The following is a 16,357-nucleotide window of genomic DNA, read 5'->3' on the forward strand; positions in this document are numbered from 1 at the left end:
GAAAAAGGCAGGGCATTGACCTTTTGGTCATGCCCTGCCTTTTGAATGACAGATTGTAGCTCTGGGGGCCGCGCAGCGACGGAGGTCGCCGCCGTTCGTTAGAACGGCGGAACTAATTACTCCTCGTCGTTGTCCTTGGCCTCTTCGGCGTCGTCGGTGTCCACGAGCTGGTTGAGCAGCTCGTCGAGGGAAGCCATGTCCTCGTTGATGGCACCGTTGGCGGGAGCCTTCTTGTCGTCGATCGGGGCGCCCAGGAGCTCCTCGTCGGCGTCGGCGTGATGCGTCGGCGTGGCGGAGGTGCCCAGCAGGATGTCGTCCGGACCGTCGGGGCTAAAGACCATCTGCAGCAGCTGCGAGAGGTCTTCCTCGTCGGCAACGTCGTCGTTGTTCTCGAGGATGTAGAGCAGGTCGTGGGCCTCCAGGCCGTCACGGAGCTCCTCGATCGCCTTGGCACCGATGCCATCGATGCGCAGCAGATCCTCCTCGGACTTGCCGACCAGGTCGCCGACCGTCTCGATGCCGACCTCGCTGAACTTGTTGGTCCAGCGCTGCGACACGCCCAGGTCGTCGAACAGGTACAGGCGAGCCTTCTCAGCAGAGATGGTGTGGCCGTTGCGGGTGAACGAACCGTCAGCACCGCCGAACTCGTCGTAGCCGGCCCAGTCGAGCTGCTGCGGAAGCTGCTCGTCCAGGTCCTTGAGCTCCACAGGAGCCCACTCGGGCAGCGACTTGGCGTTGGGCGAAGCCGGACCATCGATGTCCACGTAGCCGTCGGCCGTGCGATACGTCAGCTTGGCGTTGGCGTACGGCTTGAGGCCGGTACCAGCCGGGATCTTCTTACCGACGATGACGTTGGACTTAAGGTCGAGCAGGTGGTCGACCTTGCCCTCAATAGCAGCCTCGGTAAGGACGCCGGCGGTACGGATGAACGAAGCGCTCGACAGCCAGGAGTCGATGTTGGACGCGACCTTGAGCGTACCCAGGATGACGGGCTCGGCCACGGGAGCCTGACCGCCCAGACGGGCAACGCGCTCGACCTCGTCAGCGAACTCGTAGCGGTCGACGTACTGACCAAGCAGGTACTTGGAGTCGCCGGGGTTGGTGATCTGAACGCGACGCAGCATCTGACGTGCGAGCACCTCGATGTGCTTGTCGTTCAGGTCGACGCCTTGGCTGGTGTAGACGTCCTTGACGCTCTCGACGAAGGTGTGCATCGTCGACTCGATGTCGGTCAGCTTGCGCAGGTTACGGAAGTTGACGAAGCCCTTGGTGATCTGGTCGCCGGCGCGAACCTCGCAGCCGTCCTCGATCTCGGGCATAAAGCGCACCGATGCGGGGACGCGGCGCTCGTCAAGGACACGGGTGTGGTCCTCGGAGTCGGTGAGCGTCAGCACGTACTCGGACTTCTCGGGCTTAATCGAGAGGTGGCCGGAGTACGGAGCCAGCTCGGCCTCGCGACCCAGAATCTTCTCGTTGACGTTGCCGACGATATCGAACATACGGCTGACCGTAGGCAGACCCTGCGTAATATCGTCGACGCCAGCGACGCCGCCGGAGTGAATGGTACGCATCGTAAGCTGCGTACCGGGCTCGCCGATGGACTGGGCGGCAATAATGCCGACCGCGGTACCGATGGCGACTGGACGACGAGTGGAAAGATCCCAGCCGTAGCACTTCTGGCACACGCCGTACTTGGAGCGGCAGGTGAGCAGCGCGCGAAGCTTGACCTTCTTGAGGCCGGCATCGACCATCTTCTGGATGTCGGCGACCTTCTCGATGTAGCCGTCCTGCTCAAAGAGCACGGTGCCATCGGGAGCCACGACGTCCTCGATGAAGCAACGGCCGACGAGGTCGGTGTTGAGGTCGGTGGTACCGGGGATGATGAGGTTGTAGGTAACGCCCTCGTGCGTACCGCAGTCCTCCTCGCGGACGATGACGTCCTGGGCCACGTCGACCAGACGACGGGTCAGGTAACCAGAGTCCGAGGTGTGGGATGCGGTATCGACCAGGCCCTTACGGGCGCCATAGGTCGAAATGAAGTACTCGAGCGGCAGCAGGCCCTCGCGGAAGTTCGCCTTAATGGGAAGGTCGATCGTCTCGCCGGACATGTCTGCCATCAGGCCACGCATGCCGCCGAGCTGACGCAGCTGGGTCTTAGAACCACGGGCGCCGGAGTCGGCCATCATGTAGAGCGGGTTCTCCTCGTCGAACAAGTCGAGCATGAGCGCTGCGACCTTGTCGGTACAAGCGGTCCACTCGTTAACGACTTCGATGTGGCGCTCCGTCTCGTTGATGAAGCCCTCCTCGAAGTACTCGTTGATCTGGTCGACGTTGGCCTGGGCGCGGTCGAGCAGCTCCTGCTTCTCGGCAGGGATGAGAGCGTCCCACACCGAGATGGTGAGGCCGGCGCGGGTAGCGTAGTGGAAGCCGGAGTACTTGATGGCGTCGAGGATCGGACCGACCTTGGCCTCGGGATAGCGATCGCAGCAGTCCGCAACCAGCTTGGCCACATCGCCCTTGACCATCTTATAGTTCATGAACTCATAGTCTTCGGGCAGGCACTGGCGGTTGAAGATGATGCGGCCAATAGAGGTCTCGAAGCGCGCGGTCTTGTTGCCGGTGACGTCGTAGTCGACAAACTCGTTCTTGCCGTTCTTGACGCGGAAGATACGGGTGCCGTCCTCGTTGATGACATTGGCGTCGGCAGCGGACACACGGACCTGAATCTTGGCCTGCATGTCGACCTCGGAGCGGCAGTCATAGGCGTGCAGCGCATCGTCGAAGCTTGCGAACACGTGGTTCTCGCCCGGCAGACCGTCGCGGACCTGGGTCAGGTAGTACACACCGATGATCATGTCCTGCGAGGGGATGTTGACCGGCTTGCCGGATGCCGGCGAGCGCAGGTTGTTCGCAGAGAGCATGAGCACGCGAGCCTCGGCCTGAGCCTGGCTGGACAGCGGCACGTGGACGGACATCTGGTCGCCGTCGAAGTCGGCGTTGAAGGGCGAGCAGACCAGCGGGTGCAGGTGGATGGCCTTGCCCTCGACCAGCACCGGCTCAAAGGCCTGGATGGACAAACGGTGCAGGGTCGGTGCACGGTTGAGCAGCACGACGCGGCCGTCGATGACCTCTTCGAGGATGTCCCACACAAAGGTGGCACCACGGTCGATAGCGCGCTTGGCGCCCTTGATGTTCTCGACCTTGCCGAGCTCGACCAGGCGCTTCATGACGAAGGGCTTGAAGAGCTCCAGCGCCATGGTCTTGGGCAGACCGCACTGGTGCAGCAGCAGCTTGGGGTCGGTAACGATTACCGAACGGCCGGAGTAGTCGACACGCTTACCCAGCAGGTTCTGACGGAAGCGACCCTGCTTGCCCTTGAGGGCCTCGGCGAGCGACTTGAGCGGGCGACCGCCACGGCCAGAGACCGGGCGACCACGACGGCCGTTGTCGAACAGGGCGTCCACGGACTCCTGGAGCATGCGCTTCTCGTTGTTCACGATGATCGCAGGGGCGTCCAGGTCGAGCAGGCGCTTGAGTCGGTTGTTACGGTTGATCACGCGACGATACAGATCGTTGAGGTCAGACGCGGCAAAGCGGCCGCCGTCGAGCTGGACCATCGGGCGCAGATCGGGCGGAATGACCGGGATGACGTCCAGGATCATGTTCGCGGGGCTGTTGCCGCCCTTCAGGAAGGCGTCAACGACCTCGAGGCGCTTAACGGCCTTCTCGCGCTTCTGCTTCTGGGAATCCTCGTCGGCGATGATGGCCTTGAGCTTCTCGGCCTCGGAGGGAAGGTCGATGGCAGCGAGCAGGTCGCGGACGGCCTCGGCACCCATGCCACCCTTGAAGTACATGGAGTAGTAGCGGGTCATCTCGCGGAACAGCGGCTCATCGGAGATGAGGTCGCGCTCGGTGAGCTTCATGAAGGCGTTGAAGGCGTCCGTGCGGAGCTGCTTCTCGTCCTTGCACTCCTCCTCAATGTCGACGATGCCGGAGGCGATCTCCTCGGGGGTCAGCGGCTCCTCGTCGGAGAACTCGTCAAAGTTCTCGGGGTCGCCCTGCTCCTTGAGGGACTCGATCTGGCGGGCGCACTCGGCATCGATCTCTTCCAGATCGGCGGCGAGCTCCTCGCGCAGGTCGTCGGCGTCGGCCTCGCGAGCCTCGTAGTCAACCTCGGTGATGATGTAGCTGGCAAAGTACAGAACCTTCTCGAGGTCCTTGGACTTGATGTCGAGCATACGGCTCATCGGGAAGCTCGTGGGGCTCTTGAAGTACCAGATGTGGGACACGGGAGCGGCGAGCTCGATGTGGCCCATGCGGTCGCGACGCACCTTGGCCGAGGTGACCTCGACGCCGCAGCGCTCGCAGACGATGCCCTTAAAGCGGATGCCCTTGTACTTGCCGCAGGAGCACTCCCAGTCCTTGGCGGGACCGAAGATCTTCTCGCAGAACAGGCCGTCCTTCTCGGGCTTGAGGGTACGGTAATTGATGGTCTCCGGCTTCTTGACCTCACCGTGCGACCAGGAACGGATCTGGTCGGCGGAGGCAAGGGAGATCTTTACCGAGTCAAAATCAGTAGCTTCGAAATCTGCCACAGTCAACTACTCCTTATCAGTGGTCGTGGCGGCGACAGCCTCGGGTGCCTCGGCGGTCTCGGCATCCTGGGCCTCGACGTCGGCGTCAACGCCGGCGAGCGCAGCCAGGTCGTCGAGAGCAGAGGTCTCCTCGGCGGTCACGGGGGCGGAGGCGTCCTCGTCGGCATCGTGCATGGGCTCGATGTCCAGTGCGAGCGAACGAATCTCCTTGACGAGAACCTTGAAGGACTCGGGGATACCCGGAACCGGGACGTTCTCGCCCTTGACGATGGACTCGTAGGTCTTGACGCGGCCCACGGTATCGTCGGACTTGACGGTCAGGATCTCCTGCAGGACGTTGGAAGCACCGTATGCGTACAGTGCCCAAACTTCCATCTCGCCGAAGCGCTGGCCGCCGAACTGGGCCTTGCCGCCCAGAGGCTGCTGGGTAACCAGGCTGTAAGGGCCGGTCGAACGGGCGTGGATCTTGTCGTCGACCATGTGGCCGAGCTTGAGGATGTAGGACGTACCCACGGTAATGGGCTCGCGGAACTCCTCGCCGGTGCGGCCGTCGAACAGACGGGTCTTGCCGCGCTCGTCAAGCTGGGTGACGAACTCGGGGCGCATGTGATCGCCAAAGGCAGCGGTGGCCTTGTTGAGCATGTTCTTGTTGGCACGACGGATGACCTCGGCGATCTCGTCCTCCTTGGCGCCGTCGAAGACGGGCGTGGCGGTGAAGAACGGACCGGGGACGTACTTGTCGGAGTCGGCCTGCTCGGTATCCCAACCGCAGGCAGCAGCCCAGCCAAGGTGGCACTCGAGCAGCTGGCCGACGTTCATACGCGAAGGAACGCCCAACGGGTTGAGGATAACGTCGATCGGGGTACCGTCAGCCATGTAGGGCATGTCCTCGACCGGCAGAACGTTACAAATAACACCCTTGTTGCCGTGGCGACCGGCGATCTTATCGCCCTGCTGAATCTTACGACGCTGGGCGACGTAGACGCGCACCTGCTCGTTGACGCCGGGGGCCAGGTCGTCGCCGTTCTCACGGCTAAAGCGGACAACGTCGATAACGCGGCCGTAAGCGCCGTGAGGCATCTTAAGGGAGGTGTCGCGGACGTCGTGGGCCTTGGCGCCGAAGATGGCGCGCAGCAGGCGCTCCTCGGCGGTCAGAGCGCTCTCGCCCTTAGGCGTGACCTTGCCGACCAGGATGTCGCCAGGGCCGACCTCGGCGCCGATACGGATGATGCCGTCCTCGTCGAGGTTGGCAAGCATGTCCTCGGAGAGGTTCGGGATCTCGCGGGTGATCTCCTCGGGGCCGAGCTTGGTGTCGCGGGCGTCGATCTCGTGACGGGTGATGTTGATGGTTGTCAGCAGGTCCTCGGCCACCAGGCGCTCGGACACGACGATACCGTCCTCGTAGTTAAAGCCTTCCCACGGCATGTAGGCCACGGTAAGGTTCTGGCCCAGCGCGAGCTCGCCGTGATCGGTCGAAGGACCGTCAGCCAGGGGCTCGCCCTGCTCAACGGTGTCACCGACGCGCACGAGCGGACGGTGGTTGATGCAGGTGGACTGGTTGGAACGCTGGTACTTGGCCAGGTGATACTCGTCCATGCCGCCGGCATGCTTGACGATGATCTTGGCGGCGTCGGCAAAGATGACCTCGCCGGCGTTCTTGGCCAGGGTGACCTCGCCGGAGTCCAGGGCGGCGCGACGCTCCATGCCTGTACCGACATAGGGAGCGGCAGGGTGAACCAGCGGCACGGCCTGACGCTGCATGTTGGCGCCCATGAGCGTACGCTTGGCGTCGTCGTGCTCAAGGAACGGGATCAGCGTGGCTGCGACGGAGAGCATCTGGCGCGGCGAGACGTCCATGTAGTCGACGTCCTCGACAGGCACGTCGGCGGGAGCGCCGAAGGAGCCGTCGAAGTCGCGGGTACGGGCGATCACGGTGTGCGGACGGACGATCTTGCCCTCGGCATCGGTCGTGATGAACTCGTTGGTCTTGGGATCGAGCGGCGTGTTGGCCGGCGCGATGACGTGCTTCTCTTCCTCGTCAGCGGTCATCCAGTCGATCTGGTCGGTGGCAACGCCGTTTTCGACACGACGGAACGGGGCCTCGATGAAGCCATACTCGTTGACGCGGGCATAGAGGGCGAGCGAGCCGATCAGGCCGATGTTGGGGCCTTCGGGGGTCTCGATCGGGCACATGCGGCTGTAGTGCGAATTGTGAACGTCGCGGACGGCCGTCGGCACGTTGGTGCGGCGACTGGAGCCGGACTTGTGGCCGGCAAGACCGCCAGGGCCGAGTGCGGACAGACGGCGCTTGTGGGTCAGACCGGTCAGGGGGTTCGCCTGGTCCATGAACTGCGAGAGCTGCGAGGAACCGAAGAACTCCTTGATGGAGGCCACGATCGGACGGATGTTGATGAGCGACTGCGGGGTGATCTCGTCGATGTCCTGGGAGCTCATGCGCTCACGGACGACGCGCTCCATACGGCTCATGCCGATACGGAACTGGTTGGCGACGAGCTCGCCGACGGTGCGGATGCGGCGGTTGCCGAAGTGGTCGATGTCGTCGACCTTGAAGCCCTGCTCGCCGGCAGCGAGGGACAGCAGGTAGCGCAGCGTCGCGACGATATCCTCGTCGGTGAGCACCGTGACCTCTTCCTCGGTGGTGAGGTTGAGCTTCTTGTTGACCTTGTAACGACCGACGCGGGCCAGATCGTAGCGCTGCGGGTTAAAGAGCAGGCCCTCGAGCAGGCTGCGGGAAGCGTCCACGGTGGGAGGCTCGCCCGGGCGCAGACGACGGTAGATCTCGATAAGGGCATCCTCGCGGGTGAGGGCGGTATCGCGCTCCAGGGTGCGCTTAATCACATCGGAGTTGCCGAGCAGCTCGATGATGTCGTCGTTGGTGACGGCAATGCCAAGGGCGCGCAGGAACATCGTGGCGCTCTGCTTGCGCTTACGGTCAATGGAGACCATGAGCTGGTCGCGCTTGTCGACCTCAAACTCGAGCCAGGCACCGCGGGACGGGATGATCTGGGCCTTGTAGATCTGCTTGCCCGAATCCATCTCGGAGCTGTAGTACACACCCGGGGAACGGACGAGCTGCGAGACGACGATGCGCTCGGTACCGTTGATGATGAAGGTGCCCTGATCGGTCATCATGGGGAAGTCGCCCATGAAGACGAGTTGCTCCTTGATCTCGCCGGTCTCCTTGTTGGTGAGACGGACGTCGGTCAGAAGCGGGGCCTGATAGGTCATGTCCTTCTCGCGGCACTCCTCAACGGTGTGCGCGGGGTCGCCGAACTGATGCTCGCCGAAGGTAACCTCGAGAACATGGTTCTGGCTCTGGATGGGGCTGGATTCCTTGAACGCCTCACGAAGGCCCTCGTCCTTAAAACGCTCAAAGGATTCCCTTTGAACAGAGATAAGGTTGGGGAGCTCCATGGCCTCCGGGATTTTCCCGAAGCTGACGCGCTTGCGCTCAGTGGCAGTGTATGCGTAGGTCACCAGGTTTTTCCTCCTTCACGGAAATGCTCGGTGGGTTGGCGAGGCATAGCTTCGCCAGTTATCGCAACCTAATAGTTTATCAGGTACCGACCGTTGGGCAAGAAAAGCCTTGACGCGATTGAGTTTTTGGAGTAGCAAAGTTTTTCGGCAGAAAACACGCAGGTAGATGTATGTGTATCGAACATATGTTCATATATTTTCTGTGAACAGAGAGCCGGAAATCGCAGCTCTTATAAAAAACGGGCGCGAACCGAGGTCCGCGCCCGTAAATGTCGATGTCCCAAGGCTTACTTGCGCATCAATCCGCCGCGCTCGTCGATGGCGTCCCAGAAGGCGCCGGCAAAGCGAGGATCGTTTGCAGCCATGAGGGCGTTGGTGGCCATCCAACCAGACGGGGTACCGGTATCGTAGCCCGACAGCGGGTCGATAACGACAGCGTACATGGCCTCGCGGTCGAGCGAGCGGGCCATGGCGTCGGTCAGCTGGATCTCGCCGCCCTTACCGGCCTGCTGATCGGCCAGCAGGTCCATGACCAACGGGCTCAGCAGGTAGCGACCAACGATGTACAGGTTGGACGGAGCCGCCTCGGGAGCGGGTTTCTCGACCAGACCACCGATGCGCCAAACGGCACCGGGCTCGTCATCGGCGGCATTCTCGAAGCCCTCGAGAGAGCCCACGCGATCGCCGGCGATGACGCCATAGCGGCTGACTTCCTCGGGAGCGCACGCGGCAACGGCGATAACCGAAGCGCCACCGTGCTCCTTGGAGACAGCGAGCATCTTGTCACAGATGTCGCGGTTGGGCACAACATAGTCGCCCAGAAGAACCAGGAAGTTCTCCCCTGCCACAGCGTCGGCAGCAGAGCGAATGGCGTGACCGAGGCCCTTGGGCTCGTACTGATAACGGAAGTCAACCGGCATACCGCCCGCATGGGCGACAGCGTCGGCGTAGGCGTCCTTACCGCGCTCGCGTAGCAGGTTCTCGAGCGAACGGTCGGGCTGGAAGTAGTTCAGCAGCTCGGGCTTGCCGGGCGAGGTAACGATGATGGCGTCGTCGACCTCCTCGGGGTCGAGTGCCTCCTCAACGACATACTGAATGACCGGCTTGTCGAGCACCGGCAGCATCTCTTTGGGCGTGCACTTGGTGCCAGGCAGAAAACGCGTGCCAAGACCGGCGGCGGGGATGATTGCCTTCATGTTATTCAAGGATCCTTTCGCAGGCGCAGAATGCGCCCTGTGCGTGCAGCACGGCGGCCGCAGACCAAATTGCGATACCGAAGTATCTTACCGCCGGAGACATACGTCGCCGTAAGGCAAACGCAATTCTTCAGCAGGTCAACGCAAATTATTGCTCGAATGGTGCAATTTTACGCCCCAGCGGTAACGGGATTGGCACGGCGAAGACAACGGTGTTCTGCATGCCGAGCAATGGGAATGAGGGGTCATAACAAAAAAGACGGGGCTCGCAATGCGAACCCCGTCTGCAAAGAAATCTGGCGAGAAAGCCTGATTACTTGAGGGTGACAGCAGCGCCAGCAGCCTCGAGCTTCTCCTTGGCAGCCTCGGCGTCCTCCTTCTTGGCACCCTCGAGAACAGCCTTGGGAGCGCCCTCGACGACCTCCTTGGCCTCCTTCAGGCCAAGGTTGGTGAGCTCACGGACGGCCTTGATGACCTGGATCTTGTTGTCGCCGAAGCCCTCGAGCACGACGTCAAACTCGGTCTTCTCCTCGGCCTCAGCAGCGCCAGCAGCGGGAGCGGCGACAACAGCGGCAGGAGCAGCGGCGGAAACGCCGAAGGTGTCCTCGATAGCCTTGACGAGCTCGGAAGCCTCGAGAAGGGTCATTTCCTTAAGAGCATCGATGATCTCATCGGTGGTAAGCTTAGCCATTTCTAAGTCCTTTCGGTTTCCGTGCGGATGCACGGAGATCAGTTAAAACACGGCGCGAATGCGCCTGGGGTGCGGCGTTGCCGCCGCGGGTGAAAGCAGCGACTAGGCTGCCTTCTGCTCGGAGACCTGCTGGATCGAACGAGCGAGACCAGAGGAAACGCCGTTGACGCAGACAGCGATGTCGCGAGCGAAACCGGAGATGAGACCGGCGATCTGGCCGAGAAGCTGATCCTTGGTGGGCAGCTCGGCGATAGCCTTAACATCATCAGCGGAAACGGCCTTGCCGTCGGAGATACCGCCCTTGATCTCAAGGACGCCCTTGGACTTAGCAGAGAAGTCCTTAAGGGCCTTAGCGGCCTCGACCGGCTCGGTCTCGTAGAACACATAAGCGACGGGGCCGGCGAGGATCTCGTCGAGCTCGGGCTGCTCCTGGTTCTTGAGAGCGATCTTGACCAGGTTGTTCTTGTAGACCTTCATCTCGGCGCCGCACTCGCGAAGCTGATGACGCAGCTCCTGAGCCTGCTTAACCGTCAGACCGTTGTAGTTGACAACGAACAGACCGGCGTTCTCGGCGATACGGGACTCGATCTCTGCAACCTTGTCGATTTTGTACTGCTGGGGCATGAATTACACCTCCTCGAATTCTTTCCGGGCACGGTCCGCCACAAGGACGTGACGGGGGCATGTCCAAAAAGAAAGCCCCCGCGCTGCATGAGCGACGGGGGCGAGAAGACATATCTACTCGACCACCTCGGCTGGCGGGATGTCCCATTAAGCTTGCGGGTAAGACCCGTTTGCGCCGGCTGTCTCTGGCAGCGGATTCGTGCGTGAACCGAAAGTATTATGTCGGGGACCCTGGCGTCGGTCAACGGGTGCGAGGATTCGTACACAAACCCTGCATACGCTCCGGTCCGAGGGGCCGGGTTGAGATTTTCGCTCGGTCAAGTCCTGGCTCGCACGAAGGCCACATTAAGTGGCCTTCGGCTCGTGCGGAATCTACGAAAATCTCAACCCGGCCCCTCGGACCGGAGCTGCGGTAACTTTGCTGCGAATCCTCGCGCCCGTTGAGCGACGCGCCCCACGCATAACCCTTATGTCGGTAGGCTGATGCGTTGCGTCCCTGATGGCTACAGGGTTGAAACGAAGGTGGACAGGCGGTGGAGGCCTTCGTCTAGGTCTTTGTCGGAGACGCAGTAGCTTAGGCGGATATGACCTTCGGTGCCGAAGCAGTCGCCCGGGACTAGGGCTACGTTGGCCTCTTTGATGGCTTTGATGCAGAAGTCTTCGCTTGTCAGGCCGAATTGTTTGATGCTGGGGAAGGCGTAGAAGGCGCCTGCCGGTTCCACTACGTCGAGGCCCATGGCGTCTAAGGCTGCGAGTACGCGTTCGCGGCGGGCTCGGTAGACTTTGAGCATGGGGGTTGGGTCGACAGTCAGGGCTCGGGCTGCGGCGTCCATCTCGAAGGAGACGGCGCTCGATACTAGGTATTGGTGGGCCTTTGCGATCTCGGCGATGACGGGGGTTGTAGCGGCGAGCCAGCCCAAGCGCCAGCCGGTCATGGCCCAGGGCTTGGAGAAGCTCTCGATGACTACCGTCTGCTCGCGCAGCTCCGGGTGGCGCTGGGCAAAGCGCTCGTAGCCATCCACATAGACGAGGCGGTTGTACACGTCGTCGCAGACCACGTAGATGCCCGTCTGTTCCGCCACGCGCGCCACGGCATCGAGCGATGCCGCGTTGAAGATGCAGCCCGTGGGATTGTTGGGCGAGCAGATGACGATGGCCTTGGTCGCTGGGGTCACACAGGCGCGAAGCGCTTCCTCGTCAACCTGAAATTGCGCAGGTTCCGTATCCAAAAAGACCGCTTTGGCGTGATTGGCCACGACGATGCTCTCGTACAGACCAAAAGCCGGCGTGGGGATAATAACCTCGTCGCCGGGGTTGAGCATAGCCATGAATGTTGCCGACAGGGCCTCGGTCGCGCCGTCGGTCAGGATGACCTCGTCGGCGGAAAACGCCAGGCGCGCATCCCCCATGTAGGCAGACAGTGCCTCGCGCAGGGCGGGGCGACCGTTGTTGGGCGGATAGTGCGTGTCGCCGCGGTCGAGCGAGGCCGTCACCTCGGCGCTAATCACATCGGGCGTGGGAAAATCGGGCTCGCCAAGCGCAAGCGCGATGCACCCTGGGTGCTGGGCGGCGAGCGCGTTGATCCGGCGGATGCCGGAGGGCTTGAGCGTGGCAAGCGAGGTGTTCATAGGCAGACGCATGGCGTTCCTTTCGTAAGGGTTGCACTAGGATAGCGCGGCGAGGCGCCGCCAGACGGTGTAACCTAAACGGAAACGAACCGGAAAGGAGGCGGCATGGAGACGACCGCACGCGGCGATGTACCAAAAACGTTGCAAACCATTGCGTATATCAGTATTCCCGAGAGCACCGATCTTGAGTTTTTGCTTTGGGACCTGCAGGATGCCATCGCGGCCTATGCCCGGCTTTCCGGCACCGCACTCCCCCACCCGGTTGACTTGAAGACAAATGACGTCGGTGCAGTCGATGGCATAGTGCTCGCCGTTGATGATGCATTTGACGATGAGGCAATGACCGCCGTCGAGCAGATACTCGATCGCCTTGGCGGTACGGGAACGCGTGTCTATGCCATGATTCAAGCCGCACAAGAGGGCACTGAGCAGGCGCGCGGGGCCGCCGTTCGTCTGCACAAGGCATGCGAGCGCCAGGGCCAATTGTGGTGTGGCGGCGTTGTCATCTGCGCCGGCAGCGGCATTGCGGCGCTTCGTCGCTCCCCGCGCATGGGCCTCTTGCGCCGGCCTTTTTCGGAAGCGATGGATAAGCTTGTGGGCGCTGTGCGCATGGGCTGCTCCATTGAACATGCGCAGTTGCTTGGCGGTGGCAATGCCGGTGGCGTCGATGCCGACGGCATGGTGCGCGTCAAGCCTGCACTGCCCGCACCGATCTGGCATGCCATCATGAAACGCCTCGGCACCCGCGCCCAATCAGATATCTAAATTACAGCGCCGCCCAGCCAACGGCTTCGCGCCAACGCTCAACAAGACGTTCTAGGCGCCAGGCGGCATTGGCGGGGCTTGTCGAGGGCAGTACGATGGCGGGCAGCCCGGTGCGTTCTTGTAGATAGCGCTTGTAGAGCCGGCCAGCTGTACCACCGTTGCATATCACCTGCTCAATGGGAGCTGCGCCGGTAATGCGCTCGATATCTGCCGGTACAACGTTACGAATGCTCGCGTCACTCGAGCCCTTAATGTCGCAGCTCTCGATCACGTCCCACAGGGCCACGCCGCCGTTCAGCAGCATGGATCGCTTGGCGGCAATCGAGGCGTCGAGCGTCGCTGGCTCGTTACCTGCCAAAGCGTCGCCCTCGTTGGGCGGCACAGGCGAACCGAGGCACGCGGCCAGCACGCGCCAAAAGCGGTTCTGAGGATTGCCATAATAAAAGGCATTGGCGCGCGAAAGCACCGAGGGAAACGACCCGAGCACCAAAACGCGCGAGCGCTCGTCAAACACGGGCTCAAACCCATGCTCAATATGTTGATAGCCCTCGTCAGACGCTGCCATGGCCTAGGCCCTCAACAGATAGCGCACCTCGTAGGGCGCAAGCTCAAGGGAGCCCGTCAGCTCGACCGTGGGCACGCCGTCGGCAAGCAAATCGACAAAGGAGCCGTTGAGCTCGCCGGCTCCAAAGGTATAGGGCTCGTTCACGGCATTGACCGCCACGAGCACCGTCGCGTCGTCGCAGGCGCGCTCGAACAGCAGCTGCTTGTTCTGGATCACCACGTTGCGGTACGCGCCATAGTTGAGAGCGCGGGCCGCCGCGTCGTTTGCCGAGCGAAGGTGCGCGAGCTGCGTGACGAACGCCGTCAGCTCGTTAGGCGCAGGCTCATCGAGCGCAGGGCGCAGCGCCCAGTCGCCATCGGGGCCGCCCTTTTCGCCAGCAATTCCCCACTCGCTGCCATAGTAGACGCACGGAATGCCCGGCATGCCAAAGAGCATGCCATAGGCGGGACGCAGGCACGACTTGTCGGTGAGGATGCTTGCCAGGCGCGGCACGTCGTGGTTGTCGACAAACGACAGCAGGTGCTTGCCGCGGTAGATGCACCACGGATCGCCGCCAAACTGACGGTGCAGCGAATGGGCGATCTCGAACATGTTGACCGAGTTAAAGCTGGAGTACAGGCCCTTGTAGCACTCGTAGTTGGTGCAGGAGTCGAGCATCTCGTCGTTGACGATCTGGTTGTAGTCGCCGTGGAGCGTCTCGCCGATCATCACGAAGTCGGGCTTGAGCTCACGGGCAAAGCTATGCAGACGACGCATGAAATCGCGGTCGAGCATATAGGCAACGTCCAGACGCAGGCCGTCGACGCCAAAGACGTCGGCCCAACGGCGCACGGACTCGAGCAGGTAATCGACCACGGCGGGATTTTGCAAGTTGAGCTTCACAAGCTCAAAATGGCCCTCCCAGCCCTCGTACCAAAAGCCGTCGCCATAGCAGGAATCACCGTCAAAGCTAATGTGGAACCAGTCCTTGTACGGCGAGTCCCACTTGCGCTCTTGCACATCGCGGAAGGCCCAAAAGCCACGACCGACGTGGTTGAAGACGGCGTCGAGCACCACGCGGATGCCGTGGGCATGCAGCGTGTCGCATACGGCGGCAAAGTCGGCATCCCCACCCAAGCGACGGTCGATATGGCGCAGGCTGCGCGTGTCGTAGCCATGGCTATCGGACTCGAGCGGCGGATTGATGAGCACGGCGCCAACGCCGAGTTCCTGCAGGTAGTCGGCCCATTGGGCGATCTTCATGATGGGCGCATCGGGGTTGGGCGCAGCGTTGGCAGCCTGGGCGAGTTCATCCTCGGCAACGGGGGCGGCGTTTTCGCGCGGAGCTCCGCAAAAGCCCAGCGGATAGATCTGATAGAACGTCGTCTCGTATGCCCACATAGCAACCTCCCGGTAAGCTCAACACAACGACATCCATTGTATGCCCGGCTTGTATCCTCTCCCCCAAAATAAGTTGCGGTGAAATAGTTCCCGCTTGGGCCTTCAGAGACCTTAAACAGGAACTATTCCACCGCAACTGATGAGGGGACGTGGTTAGGCGACGGGCTTGGCGCGACGGATGGCGGGGAACAGCACGGTGATGGCGAGGATGACGCCCACGACGGCAATCGCCCCGCCCGCGAAGCCAATCCAGGAGATACCGGGACCCGAAACCACGGCGCCGCCGATCGCGGTGCCCGTGCCGATACCGAGGTTAAACAGGCCCGAAAAGATCGACATGGCGACGGCCGACGAATCCGCCGGCGTGTACTTGATGAGCTCGGCCTGAAACGCCACGTTAAAGGCCGTGGCGCAGCAGCCCCACAGCGCGCAAACGCCAAGAACCGCGACGAGCGACGACGCGACAGGACCCATAAGCAGCAAGGCGACCGGCACTCCGGAGAGCGTGATCGCAAGGAACGGAAAGCGGTGCCCGTCGAACAGGCGGCCGAACAGCCAGCTGCCCACCAAGCCGGAGCAGCCGAACGCCGTCAACGTCATGGTGATAGCGCTTGCGTCGACATGCGCGACCTGAGCCAGGAAAGGCTCGATATAGCTGTAGCTTGCGTAATAGCCGGTCGCCATAAAGACCGTGACCGCGTAGAGCGCGATGAGGAACGGATTCTTGAGCAGCTCGGGCAGCTGCTTAACGGTAAAGCGCTCGCCCACCGGCATGGCCGGGAACACCGCGGCTTGATACACAACCGCGGCGGCAGAGAAGGCCCCGACCACGGCAAACGTCATGCGCCAGCCCACGGCCAGCCCGATGGCGCGGCCGATCGGCAGGCCAAAGATCTGCGCGATGGACGAGCCCGTAGCGATCATGCTGATGGCGAGCGCCCCGTGGCGGGCGTCGACCAGGCGCGAAGCCATGATCGAGGCGACCGACCAGAACACGGCATGCGCGCAGGCGACCACCAGGCGCGCACAGACCAGGATGGGATATGTCGGTGCCACAGCGGACAGGAACTGACCCAGAGAAAACACGGCGAGCACACCGAGCAGCATACGCTTGAACTCAAAGCGCGAGGCAAACACCATAAGCGGCAGCGACAGCAGCATGACACCCCAGGCGTAGACCGAGATCATGATGCCGGCTTGGGCCTCGGTGAGCGAGAACGACGCGGCGATATCAGTCAGAAGGCCGATGGGCATAAACTCCGACGTGTTGAACACGAACGCGCAGCAGGCGAGCCCGATAAGCGGGAGCCACTGCTTGAGTGAGATGCCATCTTGTCTTGCCTGAGTCATATATAACATCTCCAATCATTTTGAGCGGAGGCGATTATATAGCAACGGCCCCGCATCCGTCAGCA

Annotated in this window: 10 protein-coding genes; 1 reads left to right on the forward strand and 9 read right to left on the reverse strand. The window is 62.1% G+C overall.

The annotated features are described in order from the left end of the window. Positions 1–116: 116 nt before the first annotated feature. The 6 genes from DXC79_RS05015 to DXC79_RS05040 form a co-directional block, all read right to left on the reverse strand. The gene (locus DXC79_RS05015) at positions 117–4,595 is read right to left on the reverse strand and encodes a DNA-directed RNA polymerase subunit beta' (protein WP_195644174.1); all 4,479 of its coding nucleotides are present in this window, start codon (positions 4,593–4,595) and stop codon (positions 117–119) included. 6 nt (positions 4,596–4,601) lie between these two features. Further along, positions 4,602–8,030, reverse strand: coding sequence for a DNA-directed RNA polymerase subunit beta (locus tag DXC79_RS05020; protein ID WP_229030360.1), 3,429 nt, complete (start codon positions 8,028–8,030; stop codon positions 4,602–4,604). Between the two features lie 350 nt (positions 8,031–8,380). Then, complete coding sequence (locus DXC79_RS05025; protein WP_117635355.1) at positions 8,381–9,289, reverse strand: UTP--glucose-1-phosphate uridylyltransferase; 909 nt, start codon at positions 9,287–9,289, stop codon at positions 8,381–8,383. Positions 9,290–9,602: 313 nt separating this feature from the next. Continuing rightward, positions 9,603–9,980, reverse strand: coding sequence for a 50S ribosomal protein L7/L12 (gene rplL / locus DXC79_RS05030; RefSeq protein ID WP_006235005.1), 378 nt, complete (start codon positions 9,978–9,980; stop codon positions 9,603–9,605). A 102-nt stretch (positions 9,981–10,082) separates the two neighbouring features. Beyond that, entirely contained in the window at positions 10,083–10,604 is a 522-nt protein-coding gene (rplJ, locus tag DXC79_RS05035; protein WP_089572500.1) for a 50S ribosomal protein L10, read from the reverse strand. Between the two features lie 503 nt (positions 10,605–11,107). Beyond that, a complete protein-coding gene (locus tag DXC79_RS05040; RefSeq protein ID WP_117635356.1) occupies positions 11,108–12,244 on the reverse strand; it encodes a pyridoxal phosphate-dependent aminotransferase in 1,137 nt (378 codons plus the stop codon). 93 nt (positions 12,245–12,337) lie between these two features. Between DXC79_RS05040 and DXC79_RS05045 the strand changes: the two genes are divergently transcribed. After that, a complete protein-coding gene (locus DXC79_RS05045) occupies positions 12,338–12,997 on the forward strand; it encodes a hypothetical protein (RefSeq protein ID WP_117635357.1) in 660 nt (219 codons plus the stop codon). 1 nt (position 12,998) lies between these two features. On the opposite strand, the gene DXC79_RS05050 is transcribed toward DXC79_RS05045, so the two are convergent. The 3 genes from DXC79_RS05050 to DXC79_RS05060 form a co-directional block, all read right to left on the reverse strand. Continuing rightward, complete coding sequence (locus DXC79_RS05050; RefSeq protein WP_117635358.1) at positions 12,999–13,562, reverse strand: DNA-deoxyinosine glycosylase; 564 nt, start codon at positions 13,560–13,562, stop codon at positions 12,999–13,001. Between the two features lie 3 nt (positions 13,563–13,565). After that, complete coding sequence (locus DXC79_RS05055) at positions 13,566–14,942, reverse strand: alpha-amylase family glycosyl hydrolase (RefSeq protein WP_117635359.1); 1,377 nt, start codon at positions 14,940–14,942, stop codon at positions 13,566–13,568. A gap of 153 nt (positions 14,943–15,095) precedes the next feature. Then, positions 15,096–16,292: an MFS transporter gene (locus tag DXC79_RS05060; protein WP_117635360.1), complete on the reverse strand. Its 1,197-nt coding sequence runs from the start codon at positions 16,290–16,292 to the stop codon at positions 15,096–15,098. Positions 16,293–16,357 lie beyond the last annotated feature (65 nt).

The organism is Collinsella sp. TF08-11AT, assembly GCF_003437035.1.
In the GTDB taxonomy this organism is placed as follows: domain Bacteria; phylum Actinomycetota; class Coriobacteriia; order Coriobacteriales; family Coriobacteriaceae; genus Collinsella.

Excerpts from the sequence above, each read along its gene's own strand:
- DXC79_RS05020 (WP_229030360.1), bottom strand. The coding sequence starts at position 8,030 with ATGGAGCTCCCCAACCTTATCTCTGTTCAAAGGGAATCCTTTGAGCGT.
- DXC79_RS05025 (WP_117635355.1), bottom strand. The coding sequence starts at position 9,289 with ATGAAGGCAATCATCCCCGCCGCCGGTCTTGGCACGCGTTTTCTGCCT.
- rplL (WP_006235005.1), bottom strand. The coding sequence starts at position 9,980 with ATGGCTAAGCTTACCACCGATGAGATCATCGATGCTCTTAAGGAAATG.
- rplJ (WP_089572500.1), bottom strand. The coding sequence starts at position 10,604 with ATGCCCCAGCAGTACAAAATCGACAAGGTTGCAGAGATCGAGTCCCGT.
- DXC79_RS05040 (WP_117635356.1), bottom strand. The coding sequence starts at position 12,244 with ATGCGTCTGCCTATGAACACCTCGCTTGCCACGCTCAAGCCCTCCGGC.
- DXC79_RS05045 (WP_117635357.1), top strand. The coding sequence starts at position 12,338 with ATGGAGACGACCGCACGCGGCGATGTACCAAAAACGTTGCAAACCATT.
- DXC79_RS05050 (WP_117635358.1), bottom strand. The coding sequence starts at position 13,562 with ATGGCAGCGTCTGACGAGGGCTATCAACATATTGAGCATGGGTTTGAG.
- DXC79_RS05055 (WP_117635359.1), bottom strand. The coding sequence starts at position 14,942 with ATGTGGGCATACGAGACGACGTTCTATCAGATCTATCCGCTGGGCTTT.
- DXC79_RS05060 (WP_117635360.1), bottom strand. The coding sequence starts at position 16,292 with ATGACTCAGGCAAGACAAGATGGCATCTCACTCAAGCAGTGGCTCCCG.